This is a genomic window from Pseudomonas corni, assembly GCF_057128765.1.
Genome location: NZ_JBSKHW010000010.1, coordinates 57,558 through 74,321, shown reverse-complemented (window position 1 = coordinate 74,321; position 16,764 = coordinate 57,558). Strand labels below are relative to the sequence as shown.

Below are 16,764 nucleotides of genomic sequence, written 5' to 3'. Positions count from 1 at the left end.
CCTAAGGTGACCCACGACAGCGAACTCGTGGAGTCAGCATGACAACGTTCATGACTAAAAAAACAATCGAACTCGACCCGCGCTGGTCGCGTCGTCGCAGTGAAAAACTGCGGCGGCTCGAGCTGGTGCGTTCCCTTGCCGATGGCGTGGTGTTGCCGACCGACAACATCGTCGCGGCCCTGGAGGCATTGATTGCGCCGGGTGATCGCGTGGTGCTTGAGGGCAACAACCAGAAGCAGGCGGATTTCCTGTCGCGTTCTCTGGTCAAGGCCGACCCCGCCAAGCTGCACGATCTGCACATGATCATGCCCAGCGTCGGGCGCTCTGAGCATCTGGACCTGTTCGAACGCGGCATCGCCCGCAAGCTCGACTTCTCGTTTGCCGGTACGCAAAGTCTGCGCATCAGCCAGTTGCTGGAAGACGGCCTGCTGGAAGTTGGCGCGATTCATACGTACATCGAGCTGTATTCCCGGCTGCTTGTGGACCTTATCCCCAACGTCGTGTTGTCCGCCGGGTTCATGGCCGACCGCGCCGGTAATATCTACACCGGCGCCAGCACTGAAGACACCCCCGCACTGATCGAGCCTGCTGCCTTCAGCGATGGCATCGTCATCGTGCAAGTCAATGAACTGGTGGACGACGTCAGCGACTTGCCCCGCGTGGACATTCCCGCGTCCTGGGTAGATTTTGTGGTGGTCGCTGACAAGCCGTTCTATATCGAACCGCTGTTCACCCGCGACCCGCGCCACATCAAGCCGGTGCATGTGCTGATGGCGATGATGGCGATTCGCGGGATCTACGAGAAACACAACGTTCAGTCCCTCAACCACGGCATCGGTTTCAACACCGCCGCCATCGAGCTGATCCTGCCGACTTACGGAGAATCCCTAGGGCTCAAGGGCAAGATCTGCCGGAACTGGACGCTCAATCCCCACCCAACCTTGATCCCGGCCATCGAAAGCGGTTGGGTCCAGAGCGTGCATTGCTTCGGCACCGAATTGGGCATGGAAAACTACATTGCCGCGCGCCCTGATGTGTTCTTTACCGGGCGCGACGGATCGATGCGTTCCAACCGAATGATGTGCCAGCTGGCCGGACAATACGCTGTGGATCTGTTCATCGGCGCGACCTTGCAGGTGGACGGCGACGGCCATTCCTCGACCGTTACTCGCGGTCGGCTCGCGGGTTTCGGTGGCGCGCCGAACATGGGGCACGATCCCCACGGCCGCCGACACGCTACCCCTGCCTGGCTCGACATGCGCCAACAGACCGGCGACGGGCCGGACGCTTACCTTGAGCGCGGCAAAAAACTTGTTGTGCAAATGGTCGAGACCTTCCAGGAAGGCGGCAAGCCGACTTTCGTCGAAACCCTCGACGCGGTGGAAGTGGCGAAGAAAAGCGGCATGGCCCTGGCGCCGATCATGATCTACGGCGACGACGTCACCCACTTGCTCACCGAAGAAGGCATCGCATATCTGTACAAGGCGCGCAGCCTGGAAGAGCGTCAGCAGATGATCGCTGCGGTCGCGGGCGTGACCTCCATCGGCCTGCGCCATAACCCCAAAGACACCGCCCGCATGCGCCGCGAAGGGCTGATCGCACTGCCGGAAGACCTCGGCATTCGTCGAACCGATGCCAGCCGGGAACTGCTCGCCGCCAAAAGCATTGCCGAACTGGTGGAGTGGTCCGGTGGTTTGTACAGCCCGCCTGCGAAATTCAGGAGTTGGTGATGCGCGCTCAACACATAGCTTTCCAGAGCCAGCCTCAAGCGTTATCGCTGGCTGATCAACTGGCCGATCTGGCGGTGGACGCGCTGATCGATGAAGCCGATCTGTCGCCAAAACCGGCGCTGGTGGATCGCCGCAGTAACGGCGCCCATCAGGATCTGCACCTCGGTTTGATGCACGCCTCGGCGCTGTCGTTGTGGCCTGCGTTCAAGGAAATGGCCCAGGCCGCGTCCGATATCGGTGAAGTCGGCCAGCCATTGCGCGAAGCCATCGGGCGCATCGGTCGCGAAGGGGAGGCCGCGATGATGCGCACCTCCAACGGCGTCAACACCCATCGCGGCGCGATCTGGGCGTTGGGTTTGCTGGTAGCCGCTGCCGCACTTGATCCCGATGATCTCAGTGCGGCGGGCCTGAGCCTGCGCGCAGCAAAACTTGCGCTGATAGAAGACCGCAACCTAACGGGCCAAACCCGCAGCCACGGCGCTGAAGTCGCAAGCAAGTACGGCGCGATGGGTGCTCGCGAACAGGCGCAGATGGGCTTTCCCGCTGTCATTCAGTTCGGCCTGCCGCAATTGCAACGCAGCCGCGCTGCCGACCATGGGGAACAAAACGCCCGGCTCGACGCGCTGCTGGCGATCATGACCACGCTGTCGGACACCTGCGTGCTTTACCGCGCAGGCGAAGCGGGGCTTACGACCATGCAAACCGGCGCGCAGCGTGTGCTCGATGCCGGTGGCAGCGCCAGTCTGGGCGGTCGTCGCTGCCTGAATGAACTGGATCAGCAACTGCTCGCGCTCAACGCATCCCCCGGAGGCGCCGCTGATCTGCTCGCCGCCTGCCTGTTCATCGATTGCCTTGAGCCTGCGCTCGGCAACTCAACGAGGACGTTTTGATCATGGAAACCCTGTCTTTTGAATTCCCTGCCGGGCAGCCGCCACTGGGCCGTGCGCTGGTGGGCTGTGTCGGCTCCGGTGATCTGGAAGTGCTGCTTGAACCCGGTGCGCCGGGCAAGCTGTCGATTCAAGTAGTGACCTCGGTCAACGGCAGTTCGGCGCGTTGGCAGAATCTGTTCGAGCGCATGTTCGACGGCCAGAACCCGCCAGCGCTGAGTATCGACATTCATGACTTCGGCGCAACGCCGGGCGTGGTTCGGTTACGCCTGGAGCAGGGCTTCGAGGAGATCGGCCATGACTGATAGTGCCCGCTTATTGCAACAACACAGCTTCGTCGAACTCGGCGCCCGCCAACGGGCGCGAGCGGTTCTGGATGACGGCAGCTTTCGCGAATTGCTCGGCCCATTTGATCGGCTGATGTCGCCCTGGCTCGCGAAGCAAGGCGTGGTGCCCCAGGCCGACGATGGCGTGATCATCGCCAAAGGCACAATCGGTGGAAAACCGGTGGTGATCTGCGCCATCGAGGGTGGATTCCAAGGTGGCAGCATGGGTGAAGTCGGCGGCGCGAAGATGGCAGGCGCCTTGGAACTGGCCGCCGAAGATAACCGCAACGGCATTCCCACCGCCGCTGTGTTGCTCCTGGAAACCGGTGGCGTACGTTTGCAGGAGGCCAACCTGGGGCTGGCAGCCATTGCCGATATCCATGCGGCCATCGTCGACCTGCGCCGCTATCAGCCGGTGATCGGCGTGGTAGCAGGCAGCGTTGGGTGCTTCGGCGGCATGTCGATTGCGGCCGGATTGTGCAGCTACCTGTTGGTCACGCAGGAAGCGCGGCTCGGTCTGAACGGGCCGCAGGTGATCGAGCAGGAAGCCGGGATCGAGGAATACGACTCCCGCGACCGGCCTTTTATCTGGAGCCTGACCGGTGGCGAGCAGCGTTTTGCCAGTGGTCTGGTGGATGCGTTTGTGGCGGACGATATCAAGGCCGTTCAACAGCAGGTCCAGGCACTTTTGCTTCAGGGCCCACGCGAAAAAGAGCGCAGCGGCCAGTACGAGTTGTTCCTGCACCGCTTGGCGCAGCTGGACACTGAACCGCAGATCGATCCCGCGACCGTTCGCAGCCTGTATCAAGGAGAGCAGCCATGAGCACCTATTCAACCCGTGGCCTGAACTGGTTCAAGGCGCTGAGCGAAGGCGCTGCCGAAGTGGTAGGTCTGCCCGCTTCTGTCAAAGCCGCTGATGGAACACTTGGCGATCAAGTCGTGCGTTTTCTCGCGGTGGTCGCTGATCCGCAAAACCGTTTTCCCCGCGCACAGAGCGGCGAAGTGGGCATGCTCGAAGGCTGGGGCCTGGCGAAAGCCGTGGACGCAGCAATTGAACTCGACCGCCAAAGCGACAGCAAGCGTGCGCTGATCGCGATCATCGACGTGCCGAGCCAGGCTTACGGACGACGCGAAGAGGCCTTGGGCATTCATCAGGCCTTGGCTGGCGCCGTGGACAGTTATGCGCGGGCGCGTTTGGCCGGGCATCCGGTGATTGGGCTGCTGGTCGGCAAGGCGATGTCCGGCGCATTTCTCGCCCACGGCTATCAGGCTAATCGGCTGATCGCGCTGCGTGATCCGGGGGTGATGGTGCACGCCATGGGCAAGGCGTCGGCTGCGCGGGTGACCTTGCGCAGCGTCGAGGAGCTGGAAAAACTCGCCGCCAGCGTGCCGCCGATGGCTTACGACATCGACAGCTACGCCAGCCTCGGTTTGCTCTGGGAAACGCTTTCGGTGAGCCAGATTGAACAGCCCTCGGCCGCCGATCTGACGTTGGTCAGCGACTGTCTTATTTCAGCCATCACAGACGCTAAATCCGGCCCGAACGACCTGAGCAGCCGACTCGGCGCCACCAACCGCGCGGCGTCCTCGAAAGTGCGCGAACTGCTGCGGGCGCAGTGGTAAATGAAACTCTTCGCTACCCCGCAGCCCCATGATTTGTTGTGGGGCATGCCCGTGTCTGCACTGAGCGATGATGCGCCTGCATGGTGTGTCGAGGTGATCAGCCTCGGCCATCCGGTGGTGGTGCGTCGTGCTTTGGTCGACATCGATCAGGTCGCCGTCGGTGTGCGTGGGCGCTCGCGGGATCAGCGCTATGCAGCGGTGATGAAGCGCGCTGATATTCAGCGCCAGGTTCAGCCAGAACAACTTGTCAGCATTGCTGGCGCGCAGGACTGGCCTGCATTGCGCGCCTTGCGTCAGATTCAACCGGTGATGAACGCACTGGGTTTGCCTTGGGGCGTGGTCGGCAGCGCAGGGTTCGAACTGGCGAGTGGCCTGTCGGCGCTGCATCAGGACAGTGATCTGGATGTGATCCTGCGCACGCCACAGTTTTTTGATCGTCAGGCTGCTGCACGGTTACTCGACGCCCTGGAAGGTTCGGTGTGCCGCATCGATCTGCAACTGCAAACGCCGCTCGGGGCCGTTGCGCTGCGTGAGTGGGCCGGACCATCGCAACGAGTGCTCTTGAAAGCCGCTGACGGTGCACGATTGGTGCTCAATCCGTGGCATGCGCTTGAGTTAGTCGCATGAGCAGTTTTTGGGTGTATCCGGGCCAGGGGGCGCAACAGCCGAACATGCTGCATCTGCTGCCGAGCGAGCCCTTGATCAGCGAATGCCTGGGTGAAGCCAGCGAAGCACTGAACGAAGACGTATTGCTGCTCGATACCGCCCAGGCGCTGCAATCGACTCGGGCTGTTCAACTGTGTTTGCTGATCGCAGGCGTTGCCTGTTCGCGCGTGTTGATGGCGCAAGGGAGCCAGCCGGACTTCGTCGCTGGGCTTTCGATTGGCGCGTATCCAGCAGCGGTTATTTCAGGCGCGCTGGGGTTTGCCGATGCGGTGCGGCTGGTGGCGTTGCGTGGCGAGTTGATGCAGGCGGCGTATCCCGAGGGTTACGGCATGACGGCGCTGATTGGTCTGGACCAGACGCTGGTAGAGCGTTTGATCGCTCAGGTTCATACCCCGCAGACGCCGGTGTATCTGGCGAATATCAATGCCGATAACCAATTCGTCATCGCAGGCAGCGTAGAGGCGATGGCACAAGTTGCAGCGCTGGCTAAAACTCAAGGCGCCGCTACTGCCAAACGTCTGGCGGTCAGCGTGCCGTCTCATTGCGAGTTGTTGGCCACGCCAGCGCAGACATTGGCCGAGGCGTTCAGTCAGGTGTCGGTGCAGGCGCCGAGCATTCGGTATCTCAGCGGCAGTGCCGCGCGACCTGTGCTCAACGCGGACAAGTTACGTGACGATCTGGCATTCAACATGTGCCGGATCATCGACTGGCGCAGCACCGTGCAGACCGCGTACGAGCGCGGCGTGCGCCTGCAAATCGAACTGCCACCGGGCACCGTATTAACGGGGCTGGCGCGTCGGGTTTTCGAACAAGGATCCGCAGTGGCCTTCCAGGGCGCTCGGCTGGATACGCTGAGCGCGCTGTCGCGAGAGGAGGAACGCCGCAACCCATAGACCGACTGCTGCTTTCGAAGAACAAACACAAAAACAACTTCGACGATGCAATTTGAGGATAAAAAAAATGGTTATTTATGGTGTCGCGTTACTCGCTATCTGCACCCTTGCGGGGGTGATTCTCGGTGATCTGCTCGGCGTGCTGCTGGGCGTCAAATCCAACGTCGGTGGCGTCGGGATCGCGATGATCCTGCTGATCTGCGCCCGTCTCTACATGCAGAAACGCGGCGGCATGAGCGAAGGCTGCGAAATGGGCGTCGGCTTCTGGGGTGCGATGTACATCCCGGTCGTGGTCGCCATGGCCGCTCAGCAAAATGTCGTGACGGCGCTCAAGGGCGGGCCGATTGCTGTCCTTGCCGCCATCGGTTCGGTGGTGATCTGCGCCTGCACCATCGCCGTGATCAGCCGGACCAACAAGGGCGAGCCGCTACCCAAGGAAGAAGATCCGGTGATTATCCCGGTCGCCGCGCCAGTGGGAGGCCGCTGATATGTGGGATCTCATTCAGAAAGATTTGATCAGCCAGGGGCTGGTGACGGCGTTCGCAGTGGTCGGCGTGGTGATGTGGATCTCCGTGGTGCTGTCCAGGCGTCTGACGTTTGGGCGCATTCACGGCTCGGCGATTGCCATCGTTATCGGGCTGGTGCTGGCGTGGATCGGCGGCACCCTCACCGGTGGGCAAAAAGGTTTGGCGGACGTGGCGTTGTTTTCCGGCATCGGCTTGATGGGCGGCGCGATGTTGCGTGACTTCGCCATCGTCGCCACTGCGTTCGAAGTGCAGGCGACCGAAGCGAAAAAGGCCGGGATGATTGGCGCCGTGGCGCTGATGCTGGGGACATTGCTGCCGTTTATTGTGGGTTCGTGCGTGGCTTATGCGTTCGGTTATCGCGATGCCGTGAGCATCACCACCATCGGTGCAGGCGCCGTCACTTATATCGTCGGGCCGGTAACGGGCGCGGCGTTGGGGGCGAGTTCCGATGTGATGGCGTTGTCGATTGCGACGGGGTTGATCAAGGCGATTCTGGTGATGGTCGGCACGCCGATGGCCGCACGCTGGATGGGCCTGGACAACCCGCGCTCGGCGATGGTGTTCGGTGGTCTGGCCGGGACCGTGAGCGGCGTGACAGCAGGTCTTGCCGCAACCGATCGCCGACTGGTGCCCTACGGCGCCCTGACTGCGACCTTCCACACCGGGTTGGGCTGCCTGCTCGGCCCGTCGCTGCTGTACTTCATCGTGCGCGGGATTTTGGGTTGAGCGTGCCGCGTACTCTGGAGCGCTGCAGTCGATGTAGGAGCTGACGAGCAACGCGAGACTGCGAAGCGATAGGTCCGGCAAAAGAGATTCGTCGCCTGATCCGGCGTCTCGCAGCCTCGCGTTGCTCGTCAGCTCCTACAGGGGGGCGCGATTAACTGTAGGAGCGCGCTTGCCCGCGATGAGTTTTTGGATCGTACGCAACGCGTGATGACGATCAGTGGCTGGGGCATGGCTCTTGATTCTGGCCGGAGGCCGTAGGGGTCCAGCTTGCTGACGATCTGCCGGGAACCGGCAGTCAATCGGGTGCATGCGGTGCTTTAGGTAAACCGAGGTGTCTGGTTTTGCGACCGGTGCCCGGTCGATCGCCTGCAAGCAAGGCTCCTACGCCCTGCGGGCCGGTGCGGTGTTCGCCGATCGTTTTCGCACACAGTGGAGGGATGATCTTCTGGCTTGCCGCTTGCCGCTTTTAGCTGTCCCCAAGCCGATTGGTATACATCCGACACTCCGCCAGTAACGCCAACAGATTGGGGTCGCGTTCTCGGGCTTTCAGGAAGACCAGGCCGATGTGCTGCTGCATCCTGTAGCGCTGTTGCAGCGGGATCAGCCGCACGCGGTTTTCATACACCGCCGCAATCCGCCCCGGCAGCAACGCATAGCCCACACCGGAGCTGACCATGCTCAGCAGGGTGAAAATGTCATTCACCTGCATCGCCACCTTCGGCTCGAACCCCGCCTGTTGAAAAACCATCGCCCCATCGCGATGGGTGGCGAAGCCCTGCGTCAGGGTAATGAACGTCGCTTCGCGCAGATCGCTAAGGTCCACTTCGCTGTGCTGAGCGAAGGGTGAGTCCACTGGCGCGGCGAGAAAGATGTCGTCGGAGAACAGTGGCAGATGCTCGCAGTCCGGGTCACTCACGGATTCGTTCAGCGACACCAGAATCGCGTCCACTTCCATATTTTTGAGCTTGTAGAACAGGTCGATGTTCGAGCCGAGAATCAGATCGATGTTCAGCTCGGTGCGGCGGATCTTCAGGCCCATGATCAACTGCGGCACGGTCTTCACGGTCAACGAATACAGCGCTCCAAGCTTGAACCGCGCCGCCGAAAACCCGGCTGCCTGGCGCGTCAGTTCAACCGTGGCGAGCACTTCCTGCACCAGTTTCTGCGCGCGCTCCTCCAGCACATAAGCGCTTTCCAGTGGCGTCAGATTCCGGCCTTCGTGCTTGAACAACGGACACCGCAGCGCGCTTTCCAGCGAGTGAATCGCCCGATGCACGCTGACGGTGCTGGTCTGCAGCTCCACGGCGGCCCGCGACAGATTGCCGGTACGCATGAAGGCCAGAAAAATCTCCAGCTTCTTGAGGGTCAGCTCTTCGTCGATCTGCATGGGGCACCGTTGTTATTGGAGTGCTGCCGATTGTGCCCAAGTCATCGGCGGCTGGCTGCATTAAATGCCCGGACACGCATTGCGCTTTTGCCTCATAAGCTGGAGCCTTGCCCGGTGTTATGAGCAAGCGAGGTGATTTACGAATGTATTACGGTGAAAGATTCAACGCCTGGACCCACCTGGTCGGCGCCATTGCGGCATTTGTCGGAGCAGTGTGGTTGCTGGTAATCGCCAGCATGGACGGCAGCCCGTGGAAGATTGTCAGTGTGGCGATCTATGGGTTTACCCTGCTGGTGCTGTACAGCGCATCGACGGTTTATCACAGCGTGCAGGGGCGCAAAAAAGCGATCATGCAGAAGGTTGATCACTTTTCGATCTACCTTCTGATTGCCGGGAGTTACACCCCGTTTTGTCTGGTGACGTTGCGCGGGCCCTGGGGCTGGACACTGTTCGGCATCGTCTGGGGACTGGCGATCATCGGTATTTTGCAGGAGATCAAACCCCGCTCGGAGGCGCGGATTCTGTCGATCGTGATCTACGCGGTCATGGGCTGGATTGTTTTGGTGGCGGTCAAGCCGTTGCTGGCGGCCCTCGGCACCATCGGTTTTATCTGGTTGGCGTCGGGAGGGGTGTTGTACACCGTCGGCATCATCTTTTTTGCCCTTGATCATCGACTGCGCCACGCCCACGGCATCTGGCATCTGTTCGTGATCGCCGGGAGTTTGCTGCACTTCGTGGCGATTACGTTTTACGTTCTATAGCTCTTGATCCTGTAGGAGCGCGCTTGCCCGCGATGGCGTCGTGTCAGACGATTTGATATCGGATGTGGTGACGCCATCGCGGGTAAGCGCGCTCCTACAGTGGAAAATTGCCGCGCCCTGCTTCAGTGCATCACTCCCAAGACCTTCCCTCGATTTTCCCCAACTCCAGCAGCCCACAAGCCCCGAGCAATTGCACCAACCCGGAAAGCATTCGCCCCGTATTGAAGCATTTAATTCATTATTTTTATTTGTTGAATTATTTGATTCGTCATCCTAGTCTGATCCTCGAAACGCCTGCTCAAGTGGTGAGGCGGCCTTCTTGGACTGACTGATTAATCGGGGAGCAAGACATGAATGTGAAAGTACTCTTGAGCATGGCCGTGGCAACCGCATTTTCCGCCTCCACTTGGGCGGCCGACTGGACCGTCGGCGCCAACGTTGGCAACGTGCCGTGGGAGTTCCAGGATGCCAAGGGCGAGATCGTCGGCTTTGAAGTCGATGTCGTCAAAGAAGTCGCCAAGCGCGCCGGCAAGACTGTCGAATTCGTCAATATTCCCTTCAACGGCCTGTTCAGCGCCGTGCAGTCCAAGCGTGCGGACATCGCGATTTCATCAATCACCATCACCCCGAAACGCCTTGAATCCGTCGGCTTCGCCCAGCCGTATTACGACAGTGACCAATCTCTGTCGGTACTGGCCAAATCCGGCATCACGGGTCTCAAAGACATGGAAGGCAAAGTGGTTGGCGTCGACACCGGCTCCACTGGCGACATGTGGGTTGGTGCGCATCAGGCTGAATACAAATTCAAAGACGTCTCACGCTACGAAGGCCTGTCGCCTGCGATGCTCGATCTGGCATCCGGCCGCATGGACGGATACGTCAGCGACATCCCGGCGGTCCTGTACTACATCAAGGACAAGCCGCAATACAAAGTCGTCGCCCGTATTCCTACCGGCGAAAAATACTCCCTGATGCACGCCAAGGGTTGGGAGTCGGCCACTCAGGTCAACGACATCATCTCCGCCATGAAGAAAGAGGGCGTGATCGCCGGCCTGCACAAGAAGTGGTTCGGCGCTGATGCCGACGCCGATTCAAGCACCGTCAAAGTGGTCGATGTCCTCAAGTAACGCCTGACTGCTCAAGCCCGCTCAGCCGCTTCAACACCAAGGAATCGCAATGGAGTTGTTACAGACTTTCTTCAACTGGGGCGTGTTCGTCGATGCGCTGCCACTGATGCTGCGCGGCCTTGGTGTGACGGTGATGCTGGGTGTTGTCAGCATCATTCTCGGGCTGGTAGGCGGTTTGTTGCTGGCGATGCTGCGGCTGTATTCCTACGCACCGATTCGTTTTCTGGCACGCGTTTACATCGATGTGCTGCGCTCGATTCCGCTTCTGGTGTTGCTGGTGCTGATCTACTACGCGCTGCCTTTTGTTGGCATTCGGTTGTCGTCGTTCGCGGCGGCGACGGCGGCCTTGTCGTTGGTGTCGTGCGCCTATTCGGCGGAGATTTTCCGCTCCGGCATCGAAGCCATTCCGCGCGGTCAGTTCGAAGCCGCAGCGTCTCAGGGCATGAGCTTTTTCAACACCATGCGCGACGTGATCCTGCCGCAGGCAATGCGCATCGTCATGCCGCCCATGACCAGCAACTGCATCAACGTCATGAAAGACACAGCCCTTGCCTCGGTAGTGGCGATGCCTGACCTGCTCAAGCAAGCAACACAGGCACAGGCACTGGCTGCCAACCCGACCCCACTGGTCGGCGCAGCGGTCATGTACCTGCTGTTGCTCCTGCCGCTGGTGCAACTGGTGAGCTGGATTGAACGGCGCAACGGCTCCGCGAGGAAAAGCGCATGAGTACGGTCATCGAAATCGAACGCATGGCCAAGTTCTACGGCCAATTCCAGGCGCTGGCGGACATCAACCTGACCGTCGAGCAAGGCGAAGTGGTGGTGATTCTCGGGCCATCCGGCTCGGGCAAATCGACGCTGATCCGCTGTATCAATCTGCTGGAGGAGTACCAGCAGGGCGACATACGCGTCGCCGATCAACGGGTGGAAAACGGCCCGAAACTGGCTGGCATTCGTTGCGAAGTCGGCATGGTTTTCCAGAATTTCAATCTGTATCCGCACCTGACCGTGCTGGCTAACGTAGCGCTGGCACCGGTGCGCGTGCGCGGCATGTCGCGCAAGGATGCCAACGAGCGTGCGCGGCTGTTGCTGGATAAGGTCGGCATGGGCGCCCACGCCGAAAAATACCCCAGCCAGCTTTCCGGCGGGCAGCAGCAACGCGTCGCCATCGCTCGCACCATGGCGATGGAGCCAAGGGTGATTCTGTTTGACGAACCCACTTCAGCCCTTGACCCGGAAATGGTCGGCGAAGTGCTGGATGTCATGCAGAACCTGGCGCGCTCCGGCGTAACCATGGTCGTCGTTACCCATGAAATGGGCTTTGCGCGCAAAGTCGCCGACCGGGTGATCTTCATGGAGAACGGCCGAATCATCGAACAGAACAATCCGCACGATTTCTTCACGGCCCCGCAAGAGCCGAGAACTCGAGCGTTTTTGCAGGCCATCCTGCATCACTGATCAGACCTTGGAGATCACTCCCTTGAATGCCCTGGACATCGATTACGTACGCAGCCAATTTCCCGCGCTGAGCAGCGGTTACGCCTATCTCGACAACGCTGGCGGTTCTGCCGTGCTCAAGCCGGTCGCCGAGCGCATCACCGATTATCTGCTCAACAGCGCAGTGCAGTTGGGTGCGTCCTACAGCGAATCGGTCGACGCTGGCGCGCGGGTGATGCAGGCGCGGGAATCGGTGGCGCAACTGATCAATGCCCGGCACCCGGAAGAGTGCGTGATGGGTGGCTCGACTACCCATTTGCTGCAAATTCTCTGTCGCGCGATTGCGCCGTCGATTCAGCCGGGCGACGAAATCATCGTCACCAACTGCGATCACGAAGCCAACATCGGGCCGTGGGTGCGCTTGTGCGAGCAGCGCGGCGCGACCTTGCGCGTGTGGGCGGTGGACCCGCAGAGCATGGATCTGGAGCTTAAAGACCTCGATGCGTTGCTCAGCGAGAAAACCCGTTACCTCGCCATGACCCACGCGTCGAACATCCTGGGCAGCGTTAATCCTGTGGCCGAAGTCGCGCGCAAAGTCCATGCGGTAGGCGGCAAGTTGTGCGTCGATGCGGTGGCCTACGCGCCGCACCGCCTTGTGGATGTGCAGGCCAGCGGCGCCGATTACTACGTCTTCAGTTTCTACAAAACCTTCGGCCCGCACTTTGCCGTGTTGTGGGGCAAGCGCGAGGCACTGCTGGAGCTGCCGAGCCTGAACCACTTTTTCATCGGTCAGGAGGTCATCCCTTACAAGCTGCAACCGGGCAACCTCAATTACGAACTGTCCTACGGCTGCATCGGTATCAGCGATTACCTGATCGACATCGGCCAGCGCCTCGGCGCCAACGGCACTGAGCGCGAAAAAATGCAGGCCGCCTTCGACGCGTTCGAGGTGCAGGAAGACCTGCTGGCCGAAACCCTGCTGGCGTTTCTTCGGGAGACGCCGGGCGTACGAATCATCGGCAAACCGCGTGTGACCGATGGCGATCGCGTGCCGACCATCAGCTTTGTCGTCGAGGGCATTCAATCCGAAGCCATCGTGCGGCGTGTCGACGGCCACCGCATGGGCATTCGTTTTGGTGACTTCTACGCCCGACGCCTGATCGAACAGCTGGGCCTGACGCCTTACGGCGGCGTAGTCCGAGTGTCGATCGCCCATTACAACAGCGTCGATGAGCTGAATCGCCTGGTTGAGCATCTGGCTCAAGCGATTTCCGAATTGCGCGCGTCCTGACTTTTATCGAGCGATTTTATGCCTGTACCGCAAACCCTGGCCGAGCTGCGTGCTGCCATCGTCGAACATCAGGAGCGCCTGACCGCACGGCAACGTGATGCGGCCAATTACCTGAATGAGCACCCGCACGACGTGGCACTTAATACCGTGGCGGCGCTGGCGAAAATCTCGGGGATTCCGTCGTCGGCTTTCATCCGCTTGGCGCAGGCCCTGAGTTTCAGTGGGTTCAGCGATTTACAGCGCCTGTTCAAGCAGCCATTGCAGCAGGCCGGGCAGGGCAGTTTCAAAGAACGCATTCGTCACTATCGCGGTGAACAACTGCTGGATGACCCAACCGATGTCGGTGCGATGCTCTCGGCGTTCAGCCGCGCGAACATTGTGTCGTTGGAGCATCTGGCCGAAGGGCAGCAAGTGGAGGCCATCGAACAAGCCATCGGCCTGCTGCAACAGGCGCGCACCACGTTTGTGGTCGGCATGCGGCGCTCGTTCCCAATGGCGTCCTACCTGAGCTATGCGCTGAGCCGTGTCGGAAGACGCGCCGTACACATCAGCGGATTGGGCGGCAGCTTGCGTGAACAGGTCGGTGCGCTGCACAGCGATGACGTGCTGGTGGCGGTGAGTTTTCCACCGTACTCGCAGGAAACCATCGACGCCTGCACCCAGGCCGTCGCGGCGGGGACGCCGATTGTGGCGATTACTGACAGCTTGCTCAGCCCCATCGGACAAAAAGCGTCGGTGATGATCGAGGTCAACGACGCCGAACTGCTGGGTTTTCGTTCATTGACAGCGGCGTTCTGCATCGCACAAACCCTGGCCATGGGCCTGGCGTTCCGCGATGGCCAGAGCCTTGATGGGCCGGATCACGATGCGTTGAAAAACATCGACTGCTGAGCCAGCGCTCGGCGGTTTTTGCCAGATATTTGTACGTCGCAGGAGACTTTCCCATGGCTACACCCGTTCGAGATCTGGTCGGCTACGGTCGGCAGCGCCCTCAGGGCACCTGGCCAAACGGCGCGCGTTTGGCGATTAACTTTGTCATCAATTACGAAGAAGGCTCCGAGCGTTCGCTGGCCATGGGCGACCCCGATCAAGAGAGCATGACCGAGTGGGGCAGCTACCAATTCCCCGATGGCGTGCGCAATCTGGCGATGGAGTCGATGTACGAATACGGCGCCCGCGTCGGCATCTGGCGGATTCTCGACATCCTGCAAAAGGCCAACGTCCCGGCGACCTTTCATGCCTGCGCCGTGGCGTTCGAGCAGAACCCGGACGTGGCGAAAGCCGCGGTTGAACTGGGACATGAAATTTGCAGCCACGGTTATCGCTGGGAAGAAGTCTTCCGCCTGACCGAGGCTGAGGAGCGCGAGCACATTCGTTTGGCGATCGAGTCGTTCGAGCGCACCTGTGGCAAGCGTCCGGTGGGCTGGTATTGCCGCTACGGCGCCAGCGTCCACACGCGGCGGCTGGTGGCAGAAGAGGGCGGCTTTCTGTACGACTCAGACGCCTACAACGACGACGTGCCGTACTTCGTGGACGTCGAGGGCAAACAGCATCTGGTGGTGCCGTATACCAGCGACGTCAATGATTTCCGTTACTGGAACTCGCCGGGCTTGTCTCAGGCGTCGGACTTTCTCGAGTACATGAAGGAAAGTTTCGATGTGCTGTATGAAGAAGCCGCTGACGGCCTGCGAATGATGTCCATCGGGCTGCACCCGCGCATGGTCGGGCGTCCGGGGCGGGTGCGGGCGATCAAGCAATTCATCGAATACGCCCAGGCCCAGGAAGGCGTGTGGTTCACCACCCGTGAAGAAATTGCCAAGGCCTGGATGACCCGCGCCTGACGGAGAGCACGACATGCAGGCTTTCGATCTGATTATTCGCAACGCCAACGTGGTGACGGCTGCGGACAGCTTCTTGTGTGACATCGGCGTACGCGACGAAAAAATCGTCGCGCTGGGCCAGGGTTTGCAGGGCGCGACCGAGGTAATCGACGCAGCGGGGCGTACCGTCACGCCGGGCGGGATCGACAGCCATGTGCATCTGGATCAGCCCACGGGCGATGGTTCGGTGATGGCCGATGATTTCGAAAGCGGCACGCGTTCGGCGGCTTGTGGCGGGACGACGACGGTGATTCCGTTTGCCTGCCAGCAGAAGGGCCAAAGCCTGCGTGCCGCCGTGGAGGATTACCATCGCCGCGCCGACGGCAAAGCGCTGATCGATTACGCGTTTCACCTGATCGTCACCGACCCCACCGAAGACGTGCTGCGCCGCGAATTGCCGGAGCTGATCGCCGAGGGCTACACCTCGTTCAAGATCTACATGACCTACGACGCGCTGAAGCTCGACGATCGGCAGATTCTGGAAACGCTGTCGGTAGCGCGTGCCGAAGGCGCGATGGTCATGCTCCACGCCGAAAACAGCGACTGTATTGCCTGGCTGACCGAGCGCTTGCTGGCGGCCGGACATACCGCGCCGCGTTATCACGCCACGTCCCGGCCAATGCTGGTGGAGCGCGAGGCCACGCACCGGGCGATTGCCTTGGCGGAGCTGGTGGATGTGCCGATTCTGATCGTGCATGTCTCCGGGCGTGAGGCTATTGAGCAGATTCGCTGGGCGCAGAGTCATGGCTTGAAGGTCTACGGCGAGACGTGCCCGCAGTACCTGTTTTTGACGGCAGATTCCCTGGGCTGTGATGACAGCTTTGAAGGCGCCAAATGCATTTGCAGCCCACCGCCACGTGACGCGGCCAATCAGCAGGTGATCTGGGACGGTTTACAGAATGGCTCGTTTGAAGTGTTCTCTTCGGACCATGCGCCGTTTCGCTACGAGGGCCCCGACGGCAAGCGCGCCCATGGCGAGCATGCGCCTTTTTCCGAGGTGGCCAACGGCATTCCGGGGATTGAAACGCGCATGGCATTGCTGTGGTCCGAAGGCGTCAGGACTGGGCGCATCACGGCGCAGGAATTTGTCGCGCTGACCTCGACCAATGCCGCACGGCTTTACGGTTTGTATCCACGCAAGGGCAGCATCGCGATTGGCGCAGATGCAGACCTGGTGATCTGGGACGAGGGGCTGGATTTCGAACTGACCAACGATCTGCTGCATCATCATGTCGATTACACGCCGTACGAAGGCATGCGCCTGAGCGCCTGGCCAGCGATGACCTTCGCCCGAGGGGAGCGGGTGTGGGATGGGCAGGCGCTCGGAGCGCCGGGGCGTGGCGTGTTCTTGCCCTGTGCGCGGCCGGAGCCTGCGAAAGTGAGGCGGCGGCAGAGTGAGTTGCCTGGTATTTGATCTGAAGTCGGATCTGTAGGAGCGAATTTATTCGCGAGAGGCCGGTACAGACGATGAATACTCACTGACTGACATCCCTCCTCGCGAAT

General features: G+C 60.7%; 18 protein-coding genes. 17 read left to right on the top strand and 1 reads right to left on the bottom strand.

Going from position 1 to position 16,764, the window contains the following annotated elements; genetic code table 11:
- Positions 1 to 50: 50 nt before the first annotated feature.
- The 9 genes from mdcA (at position 51) to madM (ending at position 7,378) form a co-directional block, all read left to right on the top strand.
- On the top strand, positions 51 to 1,730 hold the full coding sequence (gene mdcA, locus ACWKV9_RS16425; protein ID WP_483837187.1) for a malonate decarboxylase subunit alpha: 1,680 nt from the start codon (positions 51 to 53) through the stop codon (positions 1,728 to 1,730).
- Entirely contained in the window at positions 1,730 to 2,620 is an 891-nt protein-coding gene (locus ACWKV9_RS16420; RefSeq protein ID WP_483837186.1) for a triphosphoribosyl-dephospho-CoA synthase, read from the top strand. Before mdcA ends, ACWKV9_RS16420 begins: the two co-directional genes overlap by 1 nt.
- A 2-nt stretch (positions 2,621 to 2,622) precedes the next feature.
- Positions 2,623 to 2,922 carry a malonate decarboxylase subunit delta gene (locus tag ACWKV9_RS16415; protein WP_483837185.1) on the top strand — a complete coding sequence of 100 codons (300 nt, stop codon included), beginning with the start codon at positions 2,623 to 2,625 and terminating at the stop codon, positions 2,920 to 2,922.
- Entirely contained in the window at positions 2,915 to 3,766 is an 852-nt protein-coding gene (locus ACWKV9_RS16410) for a biotin-independent malonate decarboxylase subunit beta (protein ID WP_483837184.1), read from the top strand. Before ACWKV9_RS16415 ends, ACWKV9_RS16410 begins: the two co-directional genes overlap by 8 nt.
- Positions 3,763 to 4,566 carry a biotin-independent malonate decarboxylase subunit gamma gene (gene mdcE / locus ACWKV9_RS16405; protein ID WP_483837183.1) on the top strand — a complete coding sequence of 268 codons (804 nt, stop codon included), beginning with the start codon at positions 3,763 to 3,765 and terminating at the stop codon, positions 4,564 to 4,566. Before ACWKV9_RS16410 ends, mdcE begins: the two co-directional genes overlap by 4 nt.
- Complete coding sequence (locus ACWKV9_RS16400; RefSeq protein WP_483837182.1) at positions 4,567 to 5,193, top strand: malonate decarboxylase holo-ACP synthase; 627 nt, start codon at positions 4,567 to 4,569, stop codon at positions 5,191 to 5,193.
- Positions 5,190 to 6,125 carry a malonate decarboxylase subunit epsilon gene (mdcH, locus tag ACWKV9_RS16395; protein ID WP_483837181.1) on the top strand — a complete coding sequence of 312 codons (936 nt, stop codon included), beginning with the start codon at positions 5,190 to 5,192 and terminating at the stop codon, positions 6,123 to 6,125. The genes ACWKV9_RS16400 and mdcH overlap by 4 nt, the downstream gene beginning before the upstream one ends.
- Before the next feature lie 67 nt (positions 6,126 to 6,192).
- Positions 6,193 to 6,612 carry a malonate transporter subunit MadL gene (gene madL / locus ACWKV9_RS16390; RefSeq protein ID WP_483837180.1) on the top strand — a complete coding sequence of 140 codons (420 nt, stop codon included), beginning with the start codon at positions 6,193 to 6,195 and terminating at the stop codon, positions 6,610 to 6,612.
- A gap of 1 nt (position 6,613) precedes the next feature.
- On the top strand, positions 6,614 to 7,378 hold the full coding sequence (gene madM / locus ACWKV9_RS16385) for a malonate transporter subunit MadM (protein ID WP_483837179.1): 765 nt from the start codon (positions 6,614 to 6,616) through the stop codon (positions 7,376 to 7,378).
- A gap of 466 nt (positions 7,379 to 7,844) precedes the next feature.
- Here madM and ACWKV9_RS16380 read toward each other — a convergent pair whose 3' ends face one another.
- On the bottom strand, positions 7,845 to 8,765 hold the full coding sequence (locus ACWKV9_RS16380) for a LysR family transcriptional regulator (RefSeq protein ID WP_483837178.1): 921 nt from the start codon (positions 8,763 to 8,765) through the stop codon (positions 7,845 to 7,847).
- A 143-nt stretch (positions 8,766 to 8,908) separates the two neighbouring features.
- On the opposite strand from ACWKV9_RS16380, the gene trhA reads away from it, so the two are divergent.
- From trhA to hydA, 8 genes are all read left to right on the top strand, one after another.
- The gene (trhA, locus tag ACWKV9_RS16375; protein WP_483837177.1) at positions 8,909 to 9,526 is read left to right on the top strand and encodes a PAQR family membrane homeostasis protein TrhA; all 618 of its coding nucleotides are present in this window, start codon (positions 8,909 to 8,911) and stop codon (positions 9,524 to 9,526) included.
- Between the two features lie 350 nt (positions 9,527 to 9,876).
- Positions 9,877 to 10,653: a transporter substrate-binding domain-containing protein gene (locus ACWKV9_RS16370; protein ID WP_483837176.1), complete on the top strand. Its 777-nt coding sequence runs from the start codon at positions 9,877 to 9,879 to the stop codon at positions 10,651 to 10,653.
- A 49-nt stretch (positions 10,654 to 10,702) separates the two neighbouring features.
- Positions 10,703 to 11,380 carry an amino acid ABC transporter permease gene (locus ACWKV9_RS16365; RefSeq protein ID WP_483837175.1) on the top strand — a complete coding sequence of 226 codons (678 nt, stop codon included), beginning with the start codon at positions 10,703 to 10,705 and terminating at the stop codon, positions 11,378 to 11,380.
- Positions 11,377 to 12,111: an amino acid ABC transporter ATP-binding protein gene (locus ACWKV9_RS16360; protein ID WP_483837174.1), complete on the top strand. Its 735-nt coding sequence runs from the start codon at positions 11,377 to 11,379 to the stop codon at positions 12,109 to 12,111. Before ACWKV9_RS16365 ends, ACWKV9_RS16360 begins: the two co-directional genes overlap by 4 nt.
- A gap of 7 nt (positions 12,112 to 12,118) precedes the next feature.
- On the top strand, positions 12,119 to 13,381 hold the full coding sequence (locus tag ACWKV9_RS16355; RefSeq protein ID WP_483837173.1) for a cysteine desulfurase-like protein: 1,263 nt from the start codon (positions 12,119 to 12,121) through the stop codon (positions 13,379 to 13,381).
- 18 nt (positions 13,382 to 13,399) lie between these two features.
- Complete coding sequence (locus ACWKV9_RS16350) at positions 13,400 to 14,272, top strand: MurR/RpiR family transcriptional regulator (protein WP_483837172.1); 873 nt, start codon at positions 13,400 to 13,402, stop codon at positions 14,270 to 14,272.
- 53 nt (positions 14,273 to 14,325) lie between these two features.
- A complete protein-coding gene (locus tag ACWKV9_RS16345; RefSeq protein ID WP_483837171.1) occupies positions 14,326 to 15,222 on the top strand; it encodes an allantoinase PuuE in 897 nt (298 codons plus the stop codon).
- A gap of 13 nt (positions 15,223 to 15,235) precedes the next feature.
- On the top strand, positions 15,236 to 16,675 hold the full coding sequence (gene hydA / locus ACWKV9_RS16340) for a dihydropyrimidinase (RefSeq protein WP_483837170.1): 1,440 nt from the start codon (positions 15,236 to 15,238) through the stop codon (positions 16,673 to 16,675).
- The last annotated feature ends 89 nt before the right edge of the window (positions 16,676 to 16,764 follow it).

What these genes read in the sequence shown, in the direction of transcription:
- mdcA (WP_483837187.1), top strand. Translation starts at nt 51, where the DNA reads ATGACTAAAAAAACAATCGAACTCGACCCGCGCTGGTCGCGTCGTCGC.
- ACWKV9_RS16420 (WP_483837186.1), top strand. Translation starts at nt 1,730, where the DNA reads ATGCGCGCTCAACACATAGCTTTCCAGAGCCAGCCTCAAGCGTTATCG.
- ACWKV9_RS16415 (WP_483837185.1), top strand. Translation starts at nt 2,623, where the DNA reads ATGGAAACCCTGTCTTTTGAATTCCCTGCCGGGCAGCCGCCACTGGGC.
- ACWKV9_RS16410 (WP_483837184.1), top strand. Translation starts at nt 2,915, where the DNA reads ATGACTGATAGTGCCCGCTTATTGCAACAACACAGCTTCGTCGAACTC.
- mdcE (WP_483837183.1), top strand. Translation starts at nt 3,763, where the DNA reads ATGAGCACCTATTCAACCCGTGGCCTGAACTGGTTCAAGGCGCTGAGC.
- ACWKV9_RS16400 (WP_483837182.1), top strand. Translation starts at nt 4,567, where the DNA reads ATGAAACTCTTCGCTACCCCGCAGCCCCATGATTTGTTGTGGGGCATG.
- mdcH (WP_483837181.1), top strand. Translation starts at nt 5,190, where the DNA reads ATGAGCAGTTTTTGGGTGTATCCGGGCCAGGGGGCGCAACAGCCGAAC.
- madL (WP_483837180.1), top strand. Translation starts at nt 6,193, where the DNA reads ATGGTTATTTATGGTGTCGCGTTACTCGCTATCTGCACCCTTGCGGGG.
- madM (WP_483837179.1), top strand. Translation starts at nt 6,614, where the DNA reads ATGTGGGATCTCATTCAGAAAGATTTGATCAGCCAGGGGCTGGTGACG.
- ACWKV9_RS16380 (WP_483837178.1), bottom strand. Translation starts at nt 8,765, where the DNA reads ATGCAGATCGACGAAGAGCTGACCCTCAAGAAGCTGGAGATTTTTCTG.
- trhA (WP_483837177.1), top strand. Translation starts at nt 8,909, where the DNA reads ATGTATTACGGTGAAAGATTCAACGCCTGGACCCACCTGGTCGGCGCC.
- ACWKV9_RS16370 (WP_483837176.1), top strand. Translation starts at nt 9,877, where the DNA reads ATGAATGTGAAAGTACTCTTGAGCATGGCCGTGGCAACCGCATTTTCC.
- ACWKV9_RS16365 (WP_483837175.1), top strand. Translation starts at nt 10,703, where the DNA reads ATGGAGTTGTTACAGACTTTCTTCAACTGGGGCGTGTTCGTCGATGCG.
- ACWKV9_RS16360 (WP_483837174.1), top strand. Translation starts at nt 11,377, where the DNA reads ATGAGTACGGTCATCGAAATCGAACGCATGGCCAAGTTCTACGGCCAA.
- ACWKV9_RS16350 (WP_483837172.1), top strand. Translation starts at nt 13,400, where the DNA reads ATGCCTGTACCGCAAACCCTGGCCGAGCTGCGTGCTGCCATCGTCGAA.
- ACWKV9_RS16345 (WP_483837171.1), top strand. Translation starts at nt 14,326, where the DNA reads ATGGCTACACCCGTTCGAGATCTGGTCGGCTACGGTCGGCAGCGCCCT.
- hydA (WP_483837170.1), top strand. Translation starts at nt 15,236, where the DNA reads ATGCAGGCTTTCGATCTGATTATTCGCAACGCCAACGTGGTGACGGCT.